The 17,052-nt window shown below is 73.6% G+C and carries 13 protein-coding genes; 6 read left to right on the top strand and 7 right to left on the bottom strand.

Features of this window, described 5'->3' with window-relative positions; all coding sequences use genetic code 11:
* Window positions 1–42: 42 nt before the first annotated feature.
* From VE614_RS21505 to VE614_RS21515, 3 genes are read right to left on the bottom strand one after another with little or no spacing between them, the layout of a single operon-like run.
* Window positions 43–2,460, bottom strand: coding sequence for a DUF5682 family protein (locus tag VE614_RS21505; RefSeq protein ID WP_324939453.1), 2,418 nt, complete (start codon window positions 2,458–2,460; stop codon window positions 43–45).
* Window positions 2,438–2,611 carry a hypothetical protein gene (locus VE614_RS21510; RefSeq protein WP_324939457.1) on the bottom strand — a complete coding sequence of 58 codons (174 nt, stop codon included), beginning with the start codon at window positions 2,609–2,611 and terminating at the stop codon, window positions 2,438–2,440. Before VE614_RS21510 ends, VE614_RS21505 begins: the two co-directional genes overlap by 23 nt.
* A complete protein-coding gene (locus tag VE614_RS21515) occupies window positions 2,608–3,729 on the bottom strand; it encodes an ATP-binding protein (protein WP_324939585.1) in 1,122 nt (373 codons plus the stop codon). Before VE614_RS21515 ends, VE614_RS21510 begins: the two co-directional genes overlap by 4 nt.
* Before the next feature lie 144 nt (window positions 3,730–3,873).
* Here VE614_RS21515 and VE614_RS21520 point away from each other — a divergent pair, with 144 nt between their 5' ends.
* Complete coding sequence (locus VE614_RS21520; protein WP_324939460.1) at window positions 3,874–5,226, top strand: SWIM zinc finger family protein; 1,353 nt, start codon at window positions 3,874–3,876, stop codon at window positions 5,224–5,226.
* Window positions 5,227–5,342: 116 nt separating this feature from the next.
* Window positions 5,343–7,016, top strand: coding sequence for a DUF5691 domain-containing protein (locus VE614_RS21525; RefSeq protein WP_324939463.1), 1,674 nt, complete (start codon window positions 5,343–5,345; stop codon window positions 7,014–7,016).
* A gap of 154 nt (window positions 7,017–7,170) precedes the next feature.
* Here the strand turns inward: VE614_RS21525 and VE614_RS21530 are convergent, their stop codons facing one another.
* Window positions 7,171–7,587, bottom strand: coding sequence for a cobalamin B12-binding domain-containing protein (locus VE614_RS21530; RefSeq protein ID WP_043503454.1), 417 nt, complete (start codon window positions 7,585–7,587; stop codon window positions 7,171–7,173).
* 541 nt (window positions 7,588–8,128) lie between these two features.
* Between VE614_RS21530 and VE614_RS21535 the strand changes: the two genes are divergently transcribed.
* Together VE614_RS21535 and VE614_RS21540 are read left to right on the top strand one after the other, a co-directional pair.
* Window positions 8,129–9,052, top strand: coding sequence for an esterase/lipase family protein (locus tag VE614_RS21535; RefSeq protein WP_324939467.1), 924 nt, complete (start codon window positions 8,129–8,131; stop codon window positions 9,050–9,052).
* A 248-nt stretch (window positions 9,053–9,300) separates the two neighbouring features.
* Window positions 9,301–10,857, top strand: coding sequence for a peptidoglycan DD-metalloendopeptidase family protein (locus tag VE614_RS21540; protein WP_324939470.1), 1,557 nt, complete (start codon window positions 9,301–9,303; stop codon window positions 10,855–10,857).
* Between the two features lie 102 nt (window positions 10,858–10,959).
* Here VE614_RS21540 and pcrA read toward each other — a convergent pair whose 3' ends face one another.
* Window positions 10,960–13,437: a DNA helicase PcrA gene (pcrA, locus tag VE614_RS21545; RefSeq protein ID WP_324939473.1), complete on the bottom strand. Its 2,478-nt coding sequence runs from the start codon at window positions 13,435–13,437 to the stop codon at window positions 10,960–10,962.
* 79 nt (window positions 13,438–13,516) lie between these two features.
* Window positions 13,517–13,669 (bottom strand): hypothetical protein, encoded by a 153-nt coding sequence (locus tag VE614_RS21550; protein WP_324939476.1) that lies wholly within the window; start codon window positions 13,667–13,669, stop codon window positions 13,517–13,519.
* 310 nt (window positions 13,670–13,979) lie between these two features.
* Here VE614_RS21550 and VE614_RS21555 point away from each other — a divergent pair, with 310 nt between their 5' ends.
* Window positions 13,980–15,185, top strand: coding sequence for a C40 family peptidase (locus VE614_RS21555; protein ID WP_324939479.1), 1,206 nt, complete (start codon window positions 13,980–13,982; stop codon window positions 15,183–15,185).
* 143 nt (window positions 15,186–15,328) lie between these two features.
* Window positions 15,329–16,339: a tellurite resistance/C4-dicarboxylate transporter family protein gene (locus tag VE614_RS21560; RefSeq protein WP_324939482.1), complete on the top strand. Its 1,011-nt coding sequence runs from the start codon at window positions 15,329–15,331 to the stop codon at window positions 16,337–16,339.
* On the opposite strand, the gene VE614_RS21565 is transcribed toward VE614_RS21560, so the two are convergent.
* Entirely contained in the window at window positions 16,317–16,670 is a 354-nt protein-coding gene (locus VE614_RS21565) for a hypothetical protein (protein ID WP_324939484.1), read from the bottom strand. The two genes, VE614_RS21560 and VE614_RS21565, sit on opposite strands and share 23 nt — an antisense overlap.
* Between the last annotated feature and the right edge of the window lie 382 nt (window positions 16,671–17,052).

Consider the following 17,052-nt stretch of genomic DNA (forward strand, 5'->3'; position numbering starts at 1 on the left):
GCCTGGTCTCCCCCGGCAGGCCGGTGTCCCCCGCCCCGGTCCTCATGTCCCCACCTCCACACGCCGGTTGTCCTCGATGCCGGCCTGGCTGCCGTCCTCGTCCAGTCCCAGCAGCAGCCGCACCACGGGCAGCACGGCGTCCGCCCGCTCGGTGTCCGGGTCCGGGGCGAAGCCGGGGAGCCCGGCCCCCGTCCCGGCCACGCTCCCCCGTGCCCCGGAACCGCGCCGGACCAGCTCGCCCAAGGTTCTGCGCACGCCCGGCTCGTACGCCGAGAAGGTGCGCCGCAGCAGCGGCAGCACATCCGTGAACGCCTCCGCCGGCACCCGGGTCAGCCAGCCGTCGACCAGGCCGAGCAGCCGCTCGTCGTGCACCAGCAGCATTCCGCCACCGCCGCCTCCGACGAAGCCCTCGATCCACGCCGCCGCGTCACCCGGCGGTGTCCCCGGTGACAGCGCGAGTCCCATGAGCCGCGCCGCCTCCTCCTGGTCCAGCACCCCGTCGTCCAGCAGCAGCCGCGCCGAGCGGCCCCGGAGGACACCGGGCACGCTGTCCCGCGCGGACAGCACCCCCAGCACGGCCTGCCAGCGACCGCGCAGTCCGCCCTGAGCCGGTGCCCGCGTCTCGCCGAGCAGGCCGACCGCGCCGTGCACCGCGTCCAGATGGCGCCGCATCTCCCCCGCCGCGTCGGCGTCGAGCGCGATGCAGGCCGGGGGCAGGCCGACGAAGACCCGTTCGGCGAGCCCGGCGGCGACCTCGGCCAGCGCCCCGGTGTCCGTGCGGCGCACATCGCCGTAGCGCAGGGAACGGACCAGCGCCGGGAGCGCCTGCGCGAGATGGCCGACGTCGGTGTCGAGCGCCGCGCGGTCGGCGAGGGCCCGCATCACCGTCGGCAGGGCGTCCGGCAGGTCGGCCAGCAGACAGTGTTCGGCCAGCGCGGTGACCTCGGCGAGGCTCCGCGCGGCGACGGCGTCGGCCCGCGCCTTCGCGCCCGCCGCGCCGAGCACCGTCGTCCCCCATCCGCCCGCCTCGGCGACCCGCACGGCCAGCTCCGGCTCCCAGCGCAGCCGCCAGGTCTCCCGGAACGTACCGGTGCTGCCGCGCGAGACGGCCGGCTCGCCCCAGGGCACGCCCAGCAGCCGCAGCCGGTGCAGCAGCCTGCTCCGCCCGGCGTCGGTCTCCTTGCGCAGGTCCAGCTCCAGCTCGCGCTCCAGCGCTTCCGGCTTGAGCCGCAGCCGGCGCTGGAGCCGGGCGAGGTCCCGCTGCAACGGCACCGCGGGCGCCGAAGGCGGCACCTCGCCCATGGCGTCCCCCACCACCAGCCGGTCGCGCACCAGCGCCAGCGGCACATCCGAGCCGTCGCACATCACCGCCCGTACGGCGTCGGTGGTCTCGCCGAGTCCGGGCAGCGGGCGCCCGCGCAGCGCGGCGAGCGTGTCCGCGAGCCGGACCGCCTCGATGACGTGCGCCGCCGAGACCATCCGGCCCTCGTCCCGCAGCAGCCCGGCCACCTTGGTCAGCCACCGTTCGACGGGCCGGTCGGGCGCGGCGAACAGATGCCCGTACCACCCCGGCGACTCGATGCCCGCCCCGTACCCCCCGGCTCTCGCGAGCCGACGGTAGGTCCACGGCACCCAGGTCAGGTCCGTCTTGGTCCTGGGCAGCCCTCTCAGCGTCGCCCGGTCGGCGGCGACGGTGGCCTTCCGCCGCAGCGCCGGCACGTGCCAGGCCCCGCAGACCACGGCCACCTCGCCCCCGAACTCGCGCTGCGCGGTGCGCACCTGGAGCCGCATGTACGCCTCCCGCACGAGATCCCGGTCATGGCCTGCGCTGCCGTACACCTCCCGCAGCGACCCCATGGCCTCCTCCAGCGCGGCGAACGGCGCGAACGGGTCCCCGGCGCCGGCGCCCCGGTGCTCGACCACGTCCTCCCACCAGCGCTCGGGGTCGTCGTATCCGGCGATCCCGGCGAGCACCGCGAGCGGATCGACCCGCACATCGGCACCGGATACCTGCTCCTCCCCACCGGCTCCGAGAACCGGCTCGTCCCCATCGGCACCGGGCACCGGCTCCTCGGTTGCCTCCTCCCCGGGTCCGGCGGCCGCCCAGCCCCACACCAGCGTGTGCGTCGCCGGGAGATCGATGAAGCGGGCGGGGACGCCGTGGTCCAGGGCCCAGCGGAGCGCCACCCACTCCGGGGAGAACTCGGCCAGCGGCCAGAACGCCGACCGTCCGGGTTCGTCCACGGCGTGGGCGAGGAGGGCGACCGGCGGCCGCATCTCCTCGTCGGCGGCCAGCGGGATCAGCGCGTCGGCCTCGGGCGGGCCCTCGATCAGCACCACCCGGGGCAGCGCCGCGTCCAGCGCCGCTCGCACGGCCCGCGCCGACCCCGGCCCGTGATGCCGTACGCCGAGCAGCAGCGGCTCCCCGGCACGGGGCTCAGTCTTGCCGGCGCCGGTCATCCCGTCCCCCTCGCCGCCGCGGCCACCCCAGGTCGTCGTCGGACCCCGCGCGCTCGATCACCCCGTCCCCCGGACCACCGTCCACCACGTTCCATCCGCTGTCACTGCCATCGCCGTTGCCGTTGCGCTTGCCGTAGCCCTTGATGTTCACGCGCTCACCTCCCGGCACGCCCGGTAGAAATCGGTCCAGCCGTCACGTTCGCGGACCACCGCCTCCAGGTACTCCTGCCAGACGACCCGGTCCGCCGCCGGATCGCGGACCACGGCGCCGAGGACGCCCGCGGCGACGTCGCCCGCCCGCAGCACGCCGTCGCCGAAGTGGGCGGCGAGCGCGAGGCCGTTGGTCACGACCGAGATCGCCTCGGCGGTGGACAGCGTGCCGCTCGGCGACTTCACCTTCGTCCGGCCGTCGGCGGTCACCCCGTCGCGCAGTTCGCGGAAGACGGTCACGACACGGCGGATCTCGTCGATCCCGTCGGGCACGGCCGGCAGGTCGAGGGACCGGCCGATCTGGTCGACGCGCCGCGAGACGATGTCGACCTCGGCCTCGACGCTCTCCGGCAGCGGCAGCACCACCGTGTTGAACCGGCGGCGCAGGGCGCTGGAGAGGTCGTTGACCCCGCGGTCGCGGTCGTTGGCCGTGGCGATCAAATTGAAACCGCGGACCGCCTGCACCTCCTGGCCCAGCTCCGGTATCGGCAGCGTCTTCTCCGACAGGATGGTGATGAGGGTGTCCTGCACATCGGCCGGGATCCGGGTCAGTTCCTCGACGCGGGCGGTCATCCCCTCGGCCATGGCCCGCATGACGGGGCTGGGCACCAGCGCGTCGCGACTCGGGCCGTGGGCGAGCAACTGCGCGTAGTTCCAGCCGTAGCGGATCGCCTCCTCCGGTGTGCCGGCCGTCCCCTGCACCAGCAGGGTGGAGTCCCCGCTGACCGCCGCGGCCAGATGCTCGGAGACCCAGGTCTTCGCGGTGCCGGGCACGCCGAGCAGGAGCAGGGCGCGGTCGGTGGCGAGGGTGGTGACGGCGACCTCGACGAGGCGGCGCGGGCCCACGTACTTCGGTGTGATCACCGTGCCGTCCGGCAGGGTGCCGCCGAGCAGATACGTCGCGACGGCCCACGGCGACAGCTTCCAGCGGGCCGGACGCGGACGGTCGTCCTGTGCCGCCAGCGCCGCGAGTTCGTCCGCGAAGGCGTCCTCGGCGTGCGGGCGCAACGCCTCGCTCGCGGTCGGTTGCACGGATGTCGGTTCCACGGACACGGACATGGCGAAGTCCCCCTCCAGCTGGGCCGGTTCGGTCTGGCACCAACCGTGCACCACCCCACTGACAATCCGTTCCGACCTGCGCGAACGCGCTCCGGGCGGCGTTCGCCGGACCGATTGTCAGTGGGGGGATCTACCTTCGGGGACATGACTCAGCAGGGGGTGCGCTGGACGGCGGACCAGGTGCTGGCACTGGCGCCTGATGCCGCGTCACGCCAAGCGGGCGGCAAACTCGCGGCGGCCGGGCCGTGGTCCGGGACGGGGACGGACGAGGAGGCGGTGTGGGGACTGTGCAGGGGCAGCGGCAGCAAGCCGTATCAGACGGTCGTGGATGTCGCGGACGCGTCCGGCCCCGCGTACAAGTGCAGTTGTCCGAGCCGCAAGTTCCCGTGCAAGCACGCGCTCGGTCTGCTCCTGCTGTGGTCCGGCGGCGAGGTCCCGGCGGCGCCGGAGCGGGTGCCGCTCTGGGCGGGGGAATGGCTGGCGGAGAGGAAGGAGCGCGCGGCGCGGCAGCGGACGGCGGACGCGGGCGGTTCCTCGCCGGGTCCGGCCGGCCCGGAGGCGGCGCGCCGCCGGGCGGAGCGCCGGGCGGCGCGGATCACCGCGGGCGCGACGGAGCTGGAGCAGCGGCTGGCCGACCTGCTGCGCGGCGGCCTGGCCACGGCCGAGCGGGCGGGGTACGGCCTGTGGGAGGAGACGGCCGCCCGGATGGTCGACGCGCAGGCCCCGGGCCTCGCCTCGCGGGTCCGGGAACTGGGCGCGATCCCGGCGTCGGGTCCCGGCTGGCCGGTGCGCCTGCTGGAGGAGTGCGCGCTGCTGCACCTGCTCGACCAGGGCTGGCTGCGCCGTGAGCGGCTGCCGGACGCCCTGGCGGCGACGGTCCGTTCCCGGGTCGGTCTGCCCGCCTCGGCGGACGGCCCGCCCGTGCGTGACCGCTGGCTGGTCCTCGCCCAGTACGACCTGACGGACCCCCGTCTGACCACCCGCCGGATCTGGCTGTACGGCACGGAGTCGCACCGCACCGCGCTCCTCCTGTCGTACGGCGCCGGAGGCCGCGCCCCGGATCTGGCGCTGCCGGTCGGCCTGGCCCTGGAGGCGGAGGTCGCCGCCTACCCGGGCGCGGGTCAGCAGCGAGCGGCTCTCGGCGAGCAGTTCGCGCCCCCCGCACCCACGGCGATACGGCCGCCCGGGGTGACGACGAGCCAGGCGGCGGCCCGATACGGCGAAGCGCTGCGGGACGACCCGTGGCTGGACGCGGTCCCGGTGACGCTGGACCGGGTCGTGCCCACCCCGGACGGCGACTCCTGGCAACTGGCGGACGCCGACGAGGACACGGCTCTGCCGCTGACACCCGCGGCCCGCTCACGGCCGGGGCTGTGGCGCCTGGTCGCGCTGTCGGGCGGGGCCCCCGTCACGGTCTTCGGGGAGTGCGGCCACCAGGGCTTCACCCCGCTGACGGCCTGGCCGCAGGGCAAGGGCGAGGCGGTGCCGCTGCACTGACCCCGACGAGGCCCCCGGCTTCCCTCTGTCCGACGCGCGTCCGTCCCGCCCCACGGGACACCCGCCACCGATGAGCCTTCGACCACTCCGGCAAGCGCTCGGAGGAAAGGAACCTCGTGACCAGGACCTCCGCTCCTGTGCGTGCGCCCGCCCCGGGCGCCTGGGAGGAGCTCGTCACCGCCGCTCTGCTCGGCACGGATCGGCGCACGCCGCCCGGCGTCCCGCCGGGCTCTCGGGCACCGGCGGCGCTGCTGGACGCGGCCGCGGCGGAGACCGTACGGCGCCGTGCGGGGTTGCGTCCCGCGCGCGCGGCGCGACGCCCCGACCCGGCGCCCGGGGATCCGCGGCCGGCGCTGCCCGCCGCGGCGGCCCGCAGGCTCGCGATGCTGCTGGCCGACCGGTCGGGCACGGCGGGCGGCGGGCGCAGAGGTACCGCGCCGGACCTGATGGAGCTGCTGCCCCAGTGGCTGGCGATGGCCAACGCCCATGGCTTCGCGGCGCCCCCGCAGGCGCTGCCCGCGCTGCTGGACGCGGCCCGGGGGCGGACCGATCTGCGGCCCGCCGCGCTGGCGTTCGCCGGCCCGCGCGCCCTGTGGCTCGCCCGGTTCAACCCGGACTGGCGGTTCGCGCTGCGTTCCGCGCCGGGCGGCGACGCCGCGCTGCCCCGGCCGGAGGACGCGGAACGCGTGCGCCGGCTATGGCAGGAGGGCCTGTTCGCGGAACGGGTCGCCCTGCTGGCGGCGGTCCGCGCGCACGATCCGGCCGCCGGCCGCGGGCTGCTGGCGGGCAGCTGGCCGGCGGAGCGCGCCGAGGACCGGCTGATGTTCCTGGACTCGCTGCGCACCGGGCTGAGCCCTGAAGACGAGCCCTTCCTGGAGCAGGCGCTCGCCGACCGCAGCCGCAACGTCCGGGCGACGGCGGCCGAGCTGCTGTCGGCGCTGCCGGGGTCGGCACTGGCCGGGCGGATGGCGGTCCGGGCGGCGGCCTGCGTCGCCGTCGACCACACCGGGGACGGCCCGCGGCTCGTCGTCGAGGCGCCGCACGAGTGCGACGCGGGCATGGCGCGCGACGGTGTGATCGCCAAGGCCCCGGCGGGGCGGGGCGAACGGTCCTGGTGGTTCGGTCAGCTGGTGGAGGCGGCACCGCTCGCGACCTGGCCGGCCCGGCTGGGCGGCCGTACGCCGCGGGAGATCCTGGCCCTGCCGGTGGCCGACGACTGGCGGAGCGAACTGCACGCGGCCTGGTGCCGGGCGGCGGTGCGGCAGCGGGACGCGGAGTGGGCGCGGGCGCTCCTCGGCACGCCCTCGTCACCGGAGGCGGGCGGCCCGGGAGCGGTGTCGCTGGCCGAGCGGGCCAAGCTGCTGGGCACGCTGGGCGCGGGGGAACGGGCCGCGTGGGTGGCCGGGTTCATCGCGGCGCACGGCCTGTCGGAGGCGTTCCAGTTGCTGGGGGTGTGCGCGGTTCCGTGGGCGCCGCCGCTGGGCCGGGCGGTCGTCGACGCGCTCAACATCGCTCGCGACGCCGGGAGTTATCCGTGGAGTTTCAGCGGGGTGATGGGACTGGCCGAGCGCTGCCTGGACCCGTCCGAGGCCGGTCGTCTCGACGGTTTGCTGGCAGCGCCGGAGGAAGCGGAGGACGCGTCACCGGGGGCGGGCGGGTACTGGGCCGAGGCGTTCCAGCGGCTGGTGACCACCTTGCGGTTGCGCGCGGCGATGGCCGAGGAGCTGAGACGGGCACCGGACGCCGGCACCGGCGGGGCGGCAGCGGCGGCCCTGGGCCCGGCGGCCTAGCCCACCGGGCCCGCGGCACAGCCCGGTCACACCGGCGGTCACCTGGCCGCATGGGTCACAGCGGCCGCACTCCCCCCACACGCGCGGGGGCCGTCCGCGGCGGGCCACGGTGGCGACGGCGACACCCATCGCCCCGCCCCGGTCGTCCGGGCCCCTATGCCCCGGCCGGCTGCCGCACGTTGGCCCGCACCCAGTCCACGATCGACGCGGTCGTCGCGCCGGGCGTGAAGATCTCGGCGACGCCCTTCTCCTTCAGCGGCGGGATGTCGGCCTCCGGGATGATCCCGCCGCCGAAGACCAGGATGTCCGCCGCGTCACGCTCCTTGAGCAGCTCGATCACCGCCGCGAAGAGCGTGTTGTGCGCGCCGGAGAGGATGGACAGGCCGATCGCGTCGGCGTCCTCCTGGATCGCGGTGTCGACGATCTGCTCGGGAGTCTGATGGAGCCCGGTGTAGATGACCTCCATACCGGCGTCGCGCAGCGCTCGCGCGATCACCTTGGCTCCCCGATCGTGGCCGTCGAGCCCCGGCTTGGCGACCACCACGCGGATCGGACCGGCTGCCACACCCATCACTGCCTCCATGAAGCGACTACATCCATCCGTACCGACAAGTACCGCACACATCACATATGCCGTACATGTGGCGCATATCACATATTCGTTGCGCGCGTACCGCGCGGTCCGCCGCCCACCGTCCGGGGGCGCCACCACGGCACGGACACCCCCGTCCCGCACCGACCGGGGAAGTGAACGAACGTTATCGCCAGCATCCCGCACCCGGCAGTTTCGCGGTGGAGAGCGAGGGGGAAATCACACGTGGGACACATTCGCAGCGCACCGTTCCAAGCCGTCGCGGCCCACCCGCCGCAGCAGCCGAGGGCCCACGGGCCGGGCCGGAACCCTGCGCGACGGAAGCCGTCACGAGGACACCGCACCCTCGCGCCGCATGCCGCGCGGCCCGGTGGTGCGGCCCGTCGATCTACGGACGAAGAGCACGCGTGCCGGGCGAGGCCGCCCACGCTCGCCCCGCCGTCGCCCCCTCCGCCGCGGCCTCCCTCACCAGCACACGGGGGACGGAGCCGCCCTCCCGCGTGCCGACAGGAGACCGGCCATGAAGGTCTTACCGCTCATCAGGGCGCTGCCGCCCCTCTCCCCACTGCCCCTCCCCCCGCTCAGCCGACGTCTCCTCCCGAGCGCTCCGACCGGACTCTCCCTGGCCCTCCTGAAGGCGACAGCCCTGGAGGTCGCGATCCTCGCGGGGCACCTCCTGCTCTATCCGTCCGGCATCACCCAGGAGCGGCGACGCCCCGCCACTCCGTCACCCGGCCCGCGGCCGGCGCCCCGGCTCCCCGCACCCGCCCGCCCGCCGGTCGTCCTGCTGCACGGCTTCATAGACAACCGCTCGGTCTTCGTCCTGCTGCGCCGCACCCTGGCCCGGCACGGCGGACAGCGGGTCGAATCGCTCAACTACTCACCGCTGACCTGCGACATCCGCGCCGCCGCCGCACTGCTGGGCCGGCACGTCGAGGAGATCTGCGAGCGCACGGGCAGCGAACGGGCCGACATCGTCGGCCACAGTCTCGGCGGCCTGATCGCGCGCTACTACGTCCAGCGGCTCGGCGGTGACCGGCGCGTGCGCACGCTGGTCACGCTCGGCACCCCGCACTCCGGCACCCGGGTCGCGCGGCTGGCCGGCGCCCACCCGATCGTGCGGCAGATGCGCCCGGGCTCCGAGGTGATCGAGGAACTGGCGGCACCCGCGCCCGGCTGCCGCACACACTTCGTCAGCTTCTGGAGCGACCTGGACCATGTGATGGACCCGCCGGAGGCCGCCCGCATCGACCATCCGGACCTGTCCGCGCGGAACGTGCGCGTGACCGGCATCGGGCATCTCGCCCTGCCCGTCCATCCGGCCGTCGCGTCAGGGATACGACAGGCCCTGGACCTCGCGGGTCAGGATCCGGGCCAGGGTCGAGGTCAAGGACAGGGGGAAACCGACACCGCCTCGCGCACCGAGGACATGACCGTGGCCTGAGCCAGGGTGCGCCTCGGTCACACCCGACGCCTGGCGAAACAGCCGATTCAGTGACGCCGCACAGCCGTCCGACATCGAACACTCTTCGAACACAAAGCCAAAGTCGTGCCCGCCCTCCCCCGAAACACGGCCGAATGCCCGTTTCCCTCGGGCACGAAACCTGCTGAAGATTGTCGTGCCCGCGTACCGCCGGGTACAGTCGCCGCACTGCTCTGGCAGCCCCTGTTGTCGAGGCGAAAGAGAAGTTGGTGAACGACCGTCACCCGTCGGGGAGCATGACCACCCCGGCTCCGGCTTCCGACGCCGCCTCGGCGCACTACGCGCCGTACGGCACCGAGGAAGCCCACTACGGCGACTTCACCACATACGGCGAGTACCCGGCCAGTGGTTTTGAAACCGGCGGCCATCCCGCCGCCTCCGCCACCACGACGTTCCAGGCCGATCCCCTCTTCGGCGACCTGAACAGCGGCCACGACACCGGGGCGTACGACAGCGGCCAGTGGTCCACCGGCAGCCACCACACCCTGAACCAGGACCCGTACGCGGCCCAGCACCACGCCGCCTACGACACCGGCGCCTACGACACCACCACCTGGTCGGCCGGCTACCAGCAACTCGGCGGTCTCCCGCAGCAGTCCACGGCCCCCGACACCAGCGGCCAGTGGGACGCGAGCGCCTGGCTCCAGCCGGACCAGTCCGGCGGCCCGGCCGACCAGACCCAGCAGTGGGAATGGGGCACTCAGGCCTTCGACACCGGGGCGTACGACGCCACCCAGTGGAACACCGCCGGCGGCGACGCCGAGCAGCAGGCGACCGCCACCTTCGAGCAGGTCGCGCAGGACGCCTACGAGAACCACTCGGCCTACGAAGACGCCCCGTCCTACGAAGACGCCCCGTCCTACGAGGACGTCGATTACGACGGCGGCACCTCCTTGGAGGAGTCCGGGCAAACCGTTCCGCCGGAGGACGGCCTGGCCGACACCGGTGAACTGCCCGCCGTCACCGACCTCCTCGACGGCCAGGAGGAGACCAGCTCCGCCCCGGCCCCGCGCACGGCCCCCCGCGGGTCCCGCTCCCGCCGCCGTACGCCCGCCAAGCGCTCCGCGCTGCTGACCGTCGCGGTGCCCTCGGCGTGTGTGATGGGCGTGGCGGGCATCGCCGCCGCCTCCGTCGGGACCTTCTCGGAGGATCCCCAGGAGTCCTCGACGACCGCGGCCGACGCCCAGCCGGTGAAACCGTCCACCGCCAACAACAAGCTGGACACCCAGCTGGAGAGCCTGTCCGCCGAGGCGGACGACTTCGGTGACCGGGTCAGCCGTACCCAGGAACGCATCGACCTCAAGGCGCAGCAGGAGGCCGAGCGCAAGCGGGCCGCCGAGGAGGCGGCCCGCAAGGAGCGGCTCCGCCCCAAGTTCGCCCTCCCGGTCGCCCAGCACGGCCTCAGCGCGTACTACGGCCAGGCCGGCATCAACTGGATGTCGCAGCACACCGGCATCGACTTCCCGGTCTCGTACGGCTCGACCGTGATGGCCGCGACCGACGGTACCGTCCGCACGGAGTGGAACAGCGCCTACGGCAACATGATGATCGTGACCGCCATGGACGGCACGGAGACCTGGTACTGCCACCTCTCCAGCTACACCGTCGCCTCCGGTACGACCGTCAAGGCCGGCGATCCGATCGCGTACTCCGGGAACTCCGGCAACTCCACCGGTCCTCACCTGCACTTCGAGGTCCGTCCGGGCGGCGGCTCGGCCATCGACCCGCTGGCGTGGCTGCGCAGCCACGGTCTGGACCCGACGTAATCCCTGCTGCGGATCCGGAGCTTCCAGTGAGAGCCCCCGCCCTGTCCGGCGGGGGCTTTCTCACGACACCGGCACCGGCACCGGCTCCGGCTCCGGCTCCGGCTACAGCTTCTCCACCGGCGCGTACCGCAGCAGCAGCCGCTTCGGCTTGGCGTCGCCGAAGTCGATCGTCGCCTCCCCGTTGGCGCCCGTGCCCTTCACCGCGACCACGGTGCCGAGCCCGAACTGGTCGTGCGTGACCCGGTCACCGACGGCCAGGGACACCACGGGCTTCTCCGCGGTGCGGCGGGTGGCGAACCCGGAGGCCCCGGACGCCGAGGAGCGCGAGCGGGACGACGACAGCGAGGCCGCCACACCCGAGACCGGGCCCGCCGGAGCGGCGACGGCCCCCGTGCGCTTCCAGTCCACGTACGTCGGCGGGATCTCCTCCAGGAAGCGGGACGGCGGGTTGTACTGCGGCTGCCCCCAGGCGCTGCGCATCGAGGACCGGGTGAGATACAGCCGTTCCCGCGCGCGCGTGATGCCGACGTAGGCGAGGCGGCGCTCCTCCTCCAGCTCCTTGGTCTGGCCGAGGGCACGCATGTGCGGGAAGACGCCGTCCTCCATGCCCGTGAGGAAGACGACCGGGAACTCCAGGCCCTTGGCGGTGTGCAGGGTCATCAGCGTGATGACGCCGTCGCCGTCCTCCTCGTCGGGGATCTGGTCGGAGTCGGCGACGAGCGCGACCTGCTCCAGGAAGTCCGAAAGTGTGCCGGTCTCGCCCTCGCCGCGCTCCTGCTCGAACTCCAGGGCGACCGCGGCGAGTTCCTGGAGGTTCTCGATGCGGGTCTCGTCCTGCGGGTCGGTCGAGGCCTGCAACTCGGCGAGATAGCCGGTGCGTTCCAGCACCGCCTCCAGAATCGTCGCCGGTCCGGCACCGGACTCGACGATCGTGCGCAGCTCTTCCATCAGCGCGTTGAACCGCTTGACCGCGTTGGTGGACCGCGCGGCCATGCCGTACGCCTCGTCGACGCGCTTGAGTGCCTGCGGGAAGCTGATCTTCTCGCGCTGGGAGAGCGCGTCGATCATCGCCTCCGCGCGGTCGCCGATGCCGCGCTTGGGCACGTTCAGGATGCGGCGCAGCGGGACCGAGTCCTCGGGGTTGGCCAGGACCCGCAGGTAGGCCAGGACGTCCCGGACCTCCTTGCGCTCGTAGAAGCGGACGCCGCCGACGACCTTGTAGGGCAGGCCGACGCGGATGAAGATCTCTTCGAAGACACGGGACTGGGCGTTCGTCCGGTAGAAGACGGCGACGTCGCCGGCCTTCGCCTCGCCCGCGTCCGTCAGGCGGTCTATCTCGTCGGCGACGAACTGGGCCTCGTCGTGCTCGGTGTCGGCGACATAGCCGGTGATCCGGGCGCCCTGGCCGGCGTTGGTCCACAGGTTCTTGGGGCGGCGGGACTCGTTGCGCTCGATGACCGCGTTGGCGGCGGAGAGGATCGTCTGGGTGGAGCGGTAGTTCTGCTCCAGCAGGATCGTCGTCGCGTCCGGGTAGTCCTCCTCGAACTGGAGGATGTTGCGGATGGTCGCGCCGCGGAAGGCGTAGATCGACTGGTCGGCGTCACCCACCACGCACAGCTCGGCGGACGGGAGGTCGGCCTCGCTCGGCGGCACGTCCTCGTCGTGCTCGCCGGTGCCGACCAGCTCGCGGACCAGGGCGTACTGCGCGTGGTTGGTGTCCTGGTACTCGTCGACCAGGACGTGGCGGAAGCGGCGGCGGTAGTGCTCGGCCACGTCCGGGAAGGCGCGCAGCAGGTTGACCGTCGTCATGATCAGGTCGTCGAAGTCGAGGGCGTTCGCCTCGCGCAGCCGCGACTGGTAGAGGGCGTAGGCCTGGGCGAGGGTCTTCTCGAAGCCGTCGGAGGCCTGGGCGGCGAAGTCCTCCTCGTCGATCAGCTCGTTCTTCAGGTTGCTGATCTTGGCGCTGAAGGACTTGGGCGGGAAGCGCTTGGGGTCCAGGTCCAGATCGCGGCAGACCAGGGCCATCAGACGCTTGGAGTCGGCGGCGTCGTAGATCGAGAACGACGAGGTGAAGCCGAGCTTCTTGGACTCACGGCGCAGGATACGCACGCACGCGCTGTGGAAGGTCATCACCCACATCGCGTTCGCGCGCGGGCCCACCAGCTGCTCCACGCGCTCCTTCATCTCGCCCGCGGCCTTGTTGGTGAAGGTGATCGCGAGGATCTGGCCCGGGTGCACGCTCCGCTCGGCCAGCAGGTAGGCGATGCGGTGGGTGAGCACGCGGGTCTTGCCGGAGCCGGCGCCGGCCACGATGAGCAGGGGGGAGCCGGAGTGGACGACGGCGGCGCGCTGGTTGTCGTTCAGCCCCTCCAGAAGCGCGGCCGAGTCCACCGCAGGGCGGGGTGCGCCGTCACGGTAGTACTGGTCCCGGTCCGGGGGCACGTCGAACTTCCCGCCGAACAGATCGTCCGGAAACGGCTCCGGTACGTGCTCGTCCTCGGGCGGTGGCGGGGGCTCCTCCGCATGGGCCCGCGGGGCCTGGAGGTCCGCCAGGAAGCTGTCGTCAAAGAGGCTGCTCATCGCTCTCCGAGTCTAGGGCGCCCCACTGACAACCGAGGGCCGCCCGGAGAACATCACAGTCGCCACGGTTCCGTGGGCCTCACGCACCGGGCCCGTCACCGGCCGCGCCCGTGCGGTCGCACCGCAGGCCGGCCGTCCGGTTCCACCGCAGGCCGGCCGTCCGGTTCCACCGCAGGTCGGCCACGCCCCGCTCAGGTTCGGCGACGGCGAGCGACACCGCTCGGAAGGTCACGAAAATGTATCGGGCATATCACCCACCAACCTTCACACGAGCCACACGAGTTGGCTACCGTTCCGGGCAGGCCGCACGGCCCCCACCGGCGAACGTCGCCGGGCCGCGCGGCCTCCGCCGAGTCCGGCGCCCCCACGGCGGCCGGAGCCGGGTACCCGACCGACTCTGGGGTGAATCGGCCCCTCCCCTCGCGGGAGGACCGTAGGGCAACCCTTCCGAACCCCCGCCCGAACCCTCCCCCAGTGCCCGAACGGCCTGGAGGGACCCCACCGCTGACCCGGCAGGCGGCCGATGGAAGGAGTCGCCTCCCTTGGCGTCGCACCGCAAGTCGCGTCCCAGCCCGCGCGTGGCCGGGATACGCACCCCCGCCCTCGCCACCGCGGCCCTCACCTCCGTGGCCCTGCTCTCGCAGACCGCCGACGCCGCTCCCTCGGCCGACGGGAAGCCGAGCCTGGAGGAGGTCGAGAAGAAGGTCGGCGATCTCTACCGCCAGGCGGAGTCGGCGACCGAGAAGTACAACGCGGCCAAGGAGCGGGCCACCAAGCAGCGCAAGCGCGTCGACACGCTCCTGGACGACGTCGCCCGGCGCGCGCAGAAGCTCAACGAGGCGCGCGAGGAGCTGGGGTCGTACGCCGCCGCCCAGTACCGCACCGGTGTCGCCGCCCCCGACACCACGACCCTGCTGCTCGCGGACTCCCCGCAGGACTACTTCGACCGCACCCACCTGATGGACCGGCTCACCAGCCGCCAGAAGGGCGCGGTCGACGACTACTTCGCCCAGCAGTCCGAGACGATGAAGAAGCGCCGGGAGGCCTCCGAGAGCCTGGAGACGCTCACCGAGTCGCAGACCGAACTGCAGGCGGCCAAGGCGACCGTCCAGAAGAAGCTCGCCACCGCGCGCGAGTTGCTGTCGCAGCTGACCGCCGAGGAGAAGGCGCGGCTCGCGGCGATCGAGAAGCGCAAGCAGGAGGAGGCGGCGCGCCGGGCCGCGGAGCTGGCCCGGCAGCAGGCCGAGGCCGAGGAGCGGCGCAAGCAGGAGGAGGCGGCGGCAGTGGCGGCGGCCGGTCGGGAGACCGCGCGGGGCGAGGCCGACAGCGGCTCGTCGACCTCCTCGAACGGCACCGGCGAGACCTCCGCCTCGACCGGCTCCGCGTACGCCGCCAAGGCCGGGAAAGCGATCGCCTTCGCCCGCGCCCAGATCGGCAAGCCCTACGTATGGGGCGCCACCGGGCCCGGCTCCTACGACTGCTCCGGCCTCACCCAGGCCGCCTGGAAGGCCGCCGGCGTCACCCTCCCGCGCACCACCTACGACCAGGTGGCCAGCGGCACCACGGTCTCCCTCGCCGCCGCCCAGCCCGGTGACCTGGTCTTCTTCTACGACGACGTCACCCACGTCGGCGTCTACATCGGCAACGGCATGATGATCCACGCGCCGAAGCCCGGGGCGTACGTCCGCGAGGAGTCGATCTACTACGACGGCGAGTCGTCGATCCACAGCGTGGTGCGCCCGGCCTGAGGCGAGGCCGGGGCGAGACGGGGCACGCGCGAAGCCCCGGAAGCGGACCTGCGGGCCCGCGCCCGCGTGGTTTCGCGTGGTTTCCGGCGCGCCCGCGCGCGTGCCCCGCTCGCACGGCGCTCAGGGCTCCTTAGCATCGGCCCATGCCCGGCACCTCCCCCCTCCGCGCCTGGTGGGCGCAGCGCCCGCCGGCGGCCGGGGCCGCCGTGATGGCGACCGGCGTCGTCTCCATCGGCCTCGGCCTGTCGGGCCACGAGGTGCTCTCTCTCGTCCTGCTCGCGCTCGCCTGCGCCGCCTGGGTCGCGCTGGCCGCGGACTTCGTCGTACGGCTGCTGTGGCAGCGGCAACGGTGGCTGGCCGAGGCGGGCACGCCCGCCGCGCTGACCGCCGTGGCGGCGACGACGGTGCTGGGGGCGCGTTTCTCCGCGCTGGACCGGCAGCTCGTGGCGGAGGCGCTGCTGGCGCTGGCCGCCGTGCTGTGGCCGGTGCTGCTCGCGCTGCTCGTGAAGCACTGGCGGCGGCGGATGGCGGGGGCGGTGTTCCTGGCGTGCGTGGCGACGCAGGGGCTGGCGGTGCTCGGGGCGGCCCTGGCCGAGGCGGAGTCCGCGGCGTGGCTCGCGCACACGGCGCTGGTGCTGTTCTGGCTGGGGATCGTCGTCTACGGACTCGCGCTGGCCCGTTTCGATCCACGCCAGGTGCTCGAGGGCGGCGGGGACCACTGGGTGGCGGGCGGCGCGCTCGCGATCTCCGCGCTGGCGGGGTCCAAGCTGCTCGCCGCCGACGGTCCGGCGCTGTATCTGTGGAACGCCGACGACCGGGGCGTGCTGCGCTTCATGACCCTGGCGCTGCTGGTGCTCGATCTGTGCTGGTACGCCGTCCTGCTCGCGGCCGAGGTGGTCCGGCCGCGGCCGCGTCACGACGTGCGCCGCTGGGCGACGGTGTTCCCGATGGGGATGACGGCGGCGGCGATGCTGTCGGTCGCCTCCGCCGCCGGTCTGCCCTCGCTCTCCGGGCCGGGTGAGGTGCTGCTGTGGATCGCGGTGGCCGCCTGGGTCGCGGTCGCCGCCCGCGCGGCCGCCGCCGCCCGCGCCGCCGTACGGCCCTCCACGTCGCGGCACCGGCGGCCGGAGCCTAGGTCCAGAGCACCGCGATGAAGATGTTCGCCGTGGTCAGCAGGCCCACCAAACCGAACAGCCCCTTGTCCGCCCTCTCCTCGTCCCGCTTCACATAGACGAGGCCGAGGATCACGATCAGCAGGGCCAGCTTCACGCCGATCTTGATGTTGTTGACCGTCTGGTCGTCGGCCTGGTTGAGGCCGACCAGGACCACGCCGGTGACCAGCATCGTCAGGGCGCCGTGCAGCATGGCGGGGACGAAGCGGGCGGTTCCCTGGCCCATCGCCTTCATCTGGGTGAGGAAGCCGCCGAGCAGCGCGGCGATGCCGATGATGTGCAGGCCGACGAAGAGATGGATGAGTACGTCCATGAGGCCGGAGCCTAGCCAGCTTCCCTTGCGCCGCCCGACACCGGGCCGCCTCTGGAGGCCACGCAGACACGGCGGGCAGATATATGCGCGCCATAGCACCCCGCCGCTCACAGGGGTCACAGAATCGTCACTTCGGTCAGCGCACTGCGTGATCCCGACGGCTCCTGACACGGGACACGGTCATATGCGGTCACCCGGCAGTCCGCTCACGCCACTTCCGTACATCCTGTTACCGCTCCGGCACACCTGGGCCTAGCGTCCTCCACCAGACGTCCGGCTCCCCACCGCCGCCCGGGCCAGGGGCGGCAGCCGGATGTCTCCGCCGAGAAGGTCCGGCGGCGGGCCCGATTCCCTGTGCCGGGCCCGCCGCCGGGCCGCCGGA

Origin of the sequence: Streptomyces sp. (assembly GCF_035645055.1) — a bacterium.
Lineage (GTDB): Bacteria > Actinomycetota > Actinomycetes > Streptomycetales > Streptomycetaceae > Streptomyces.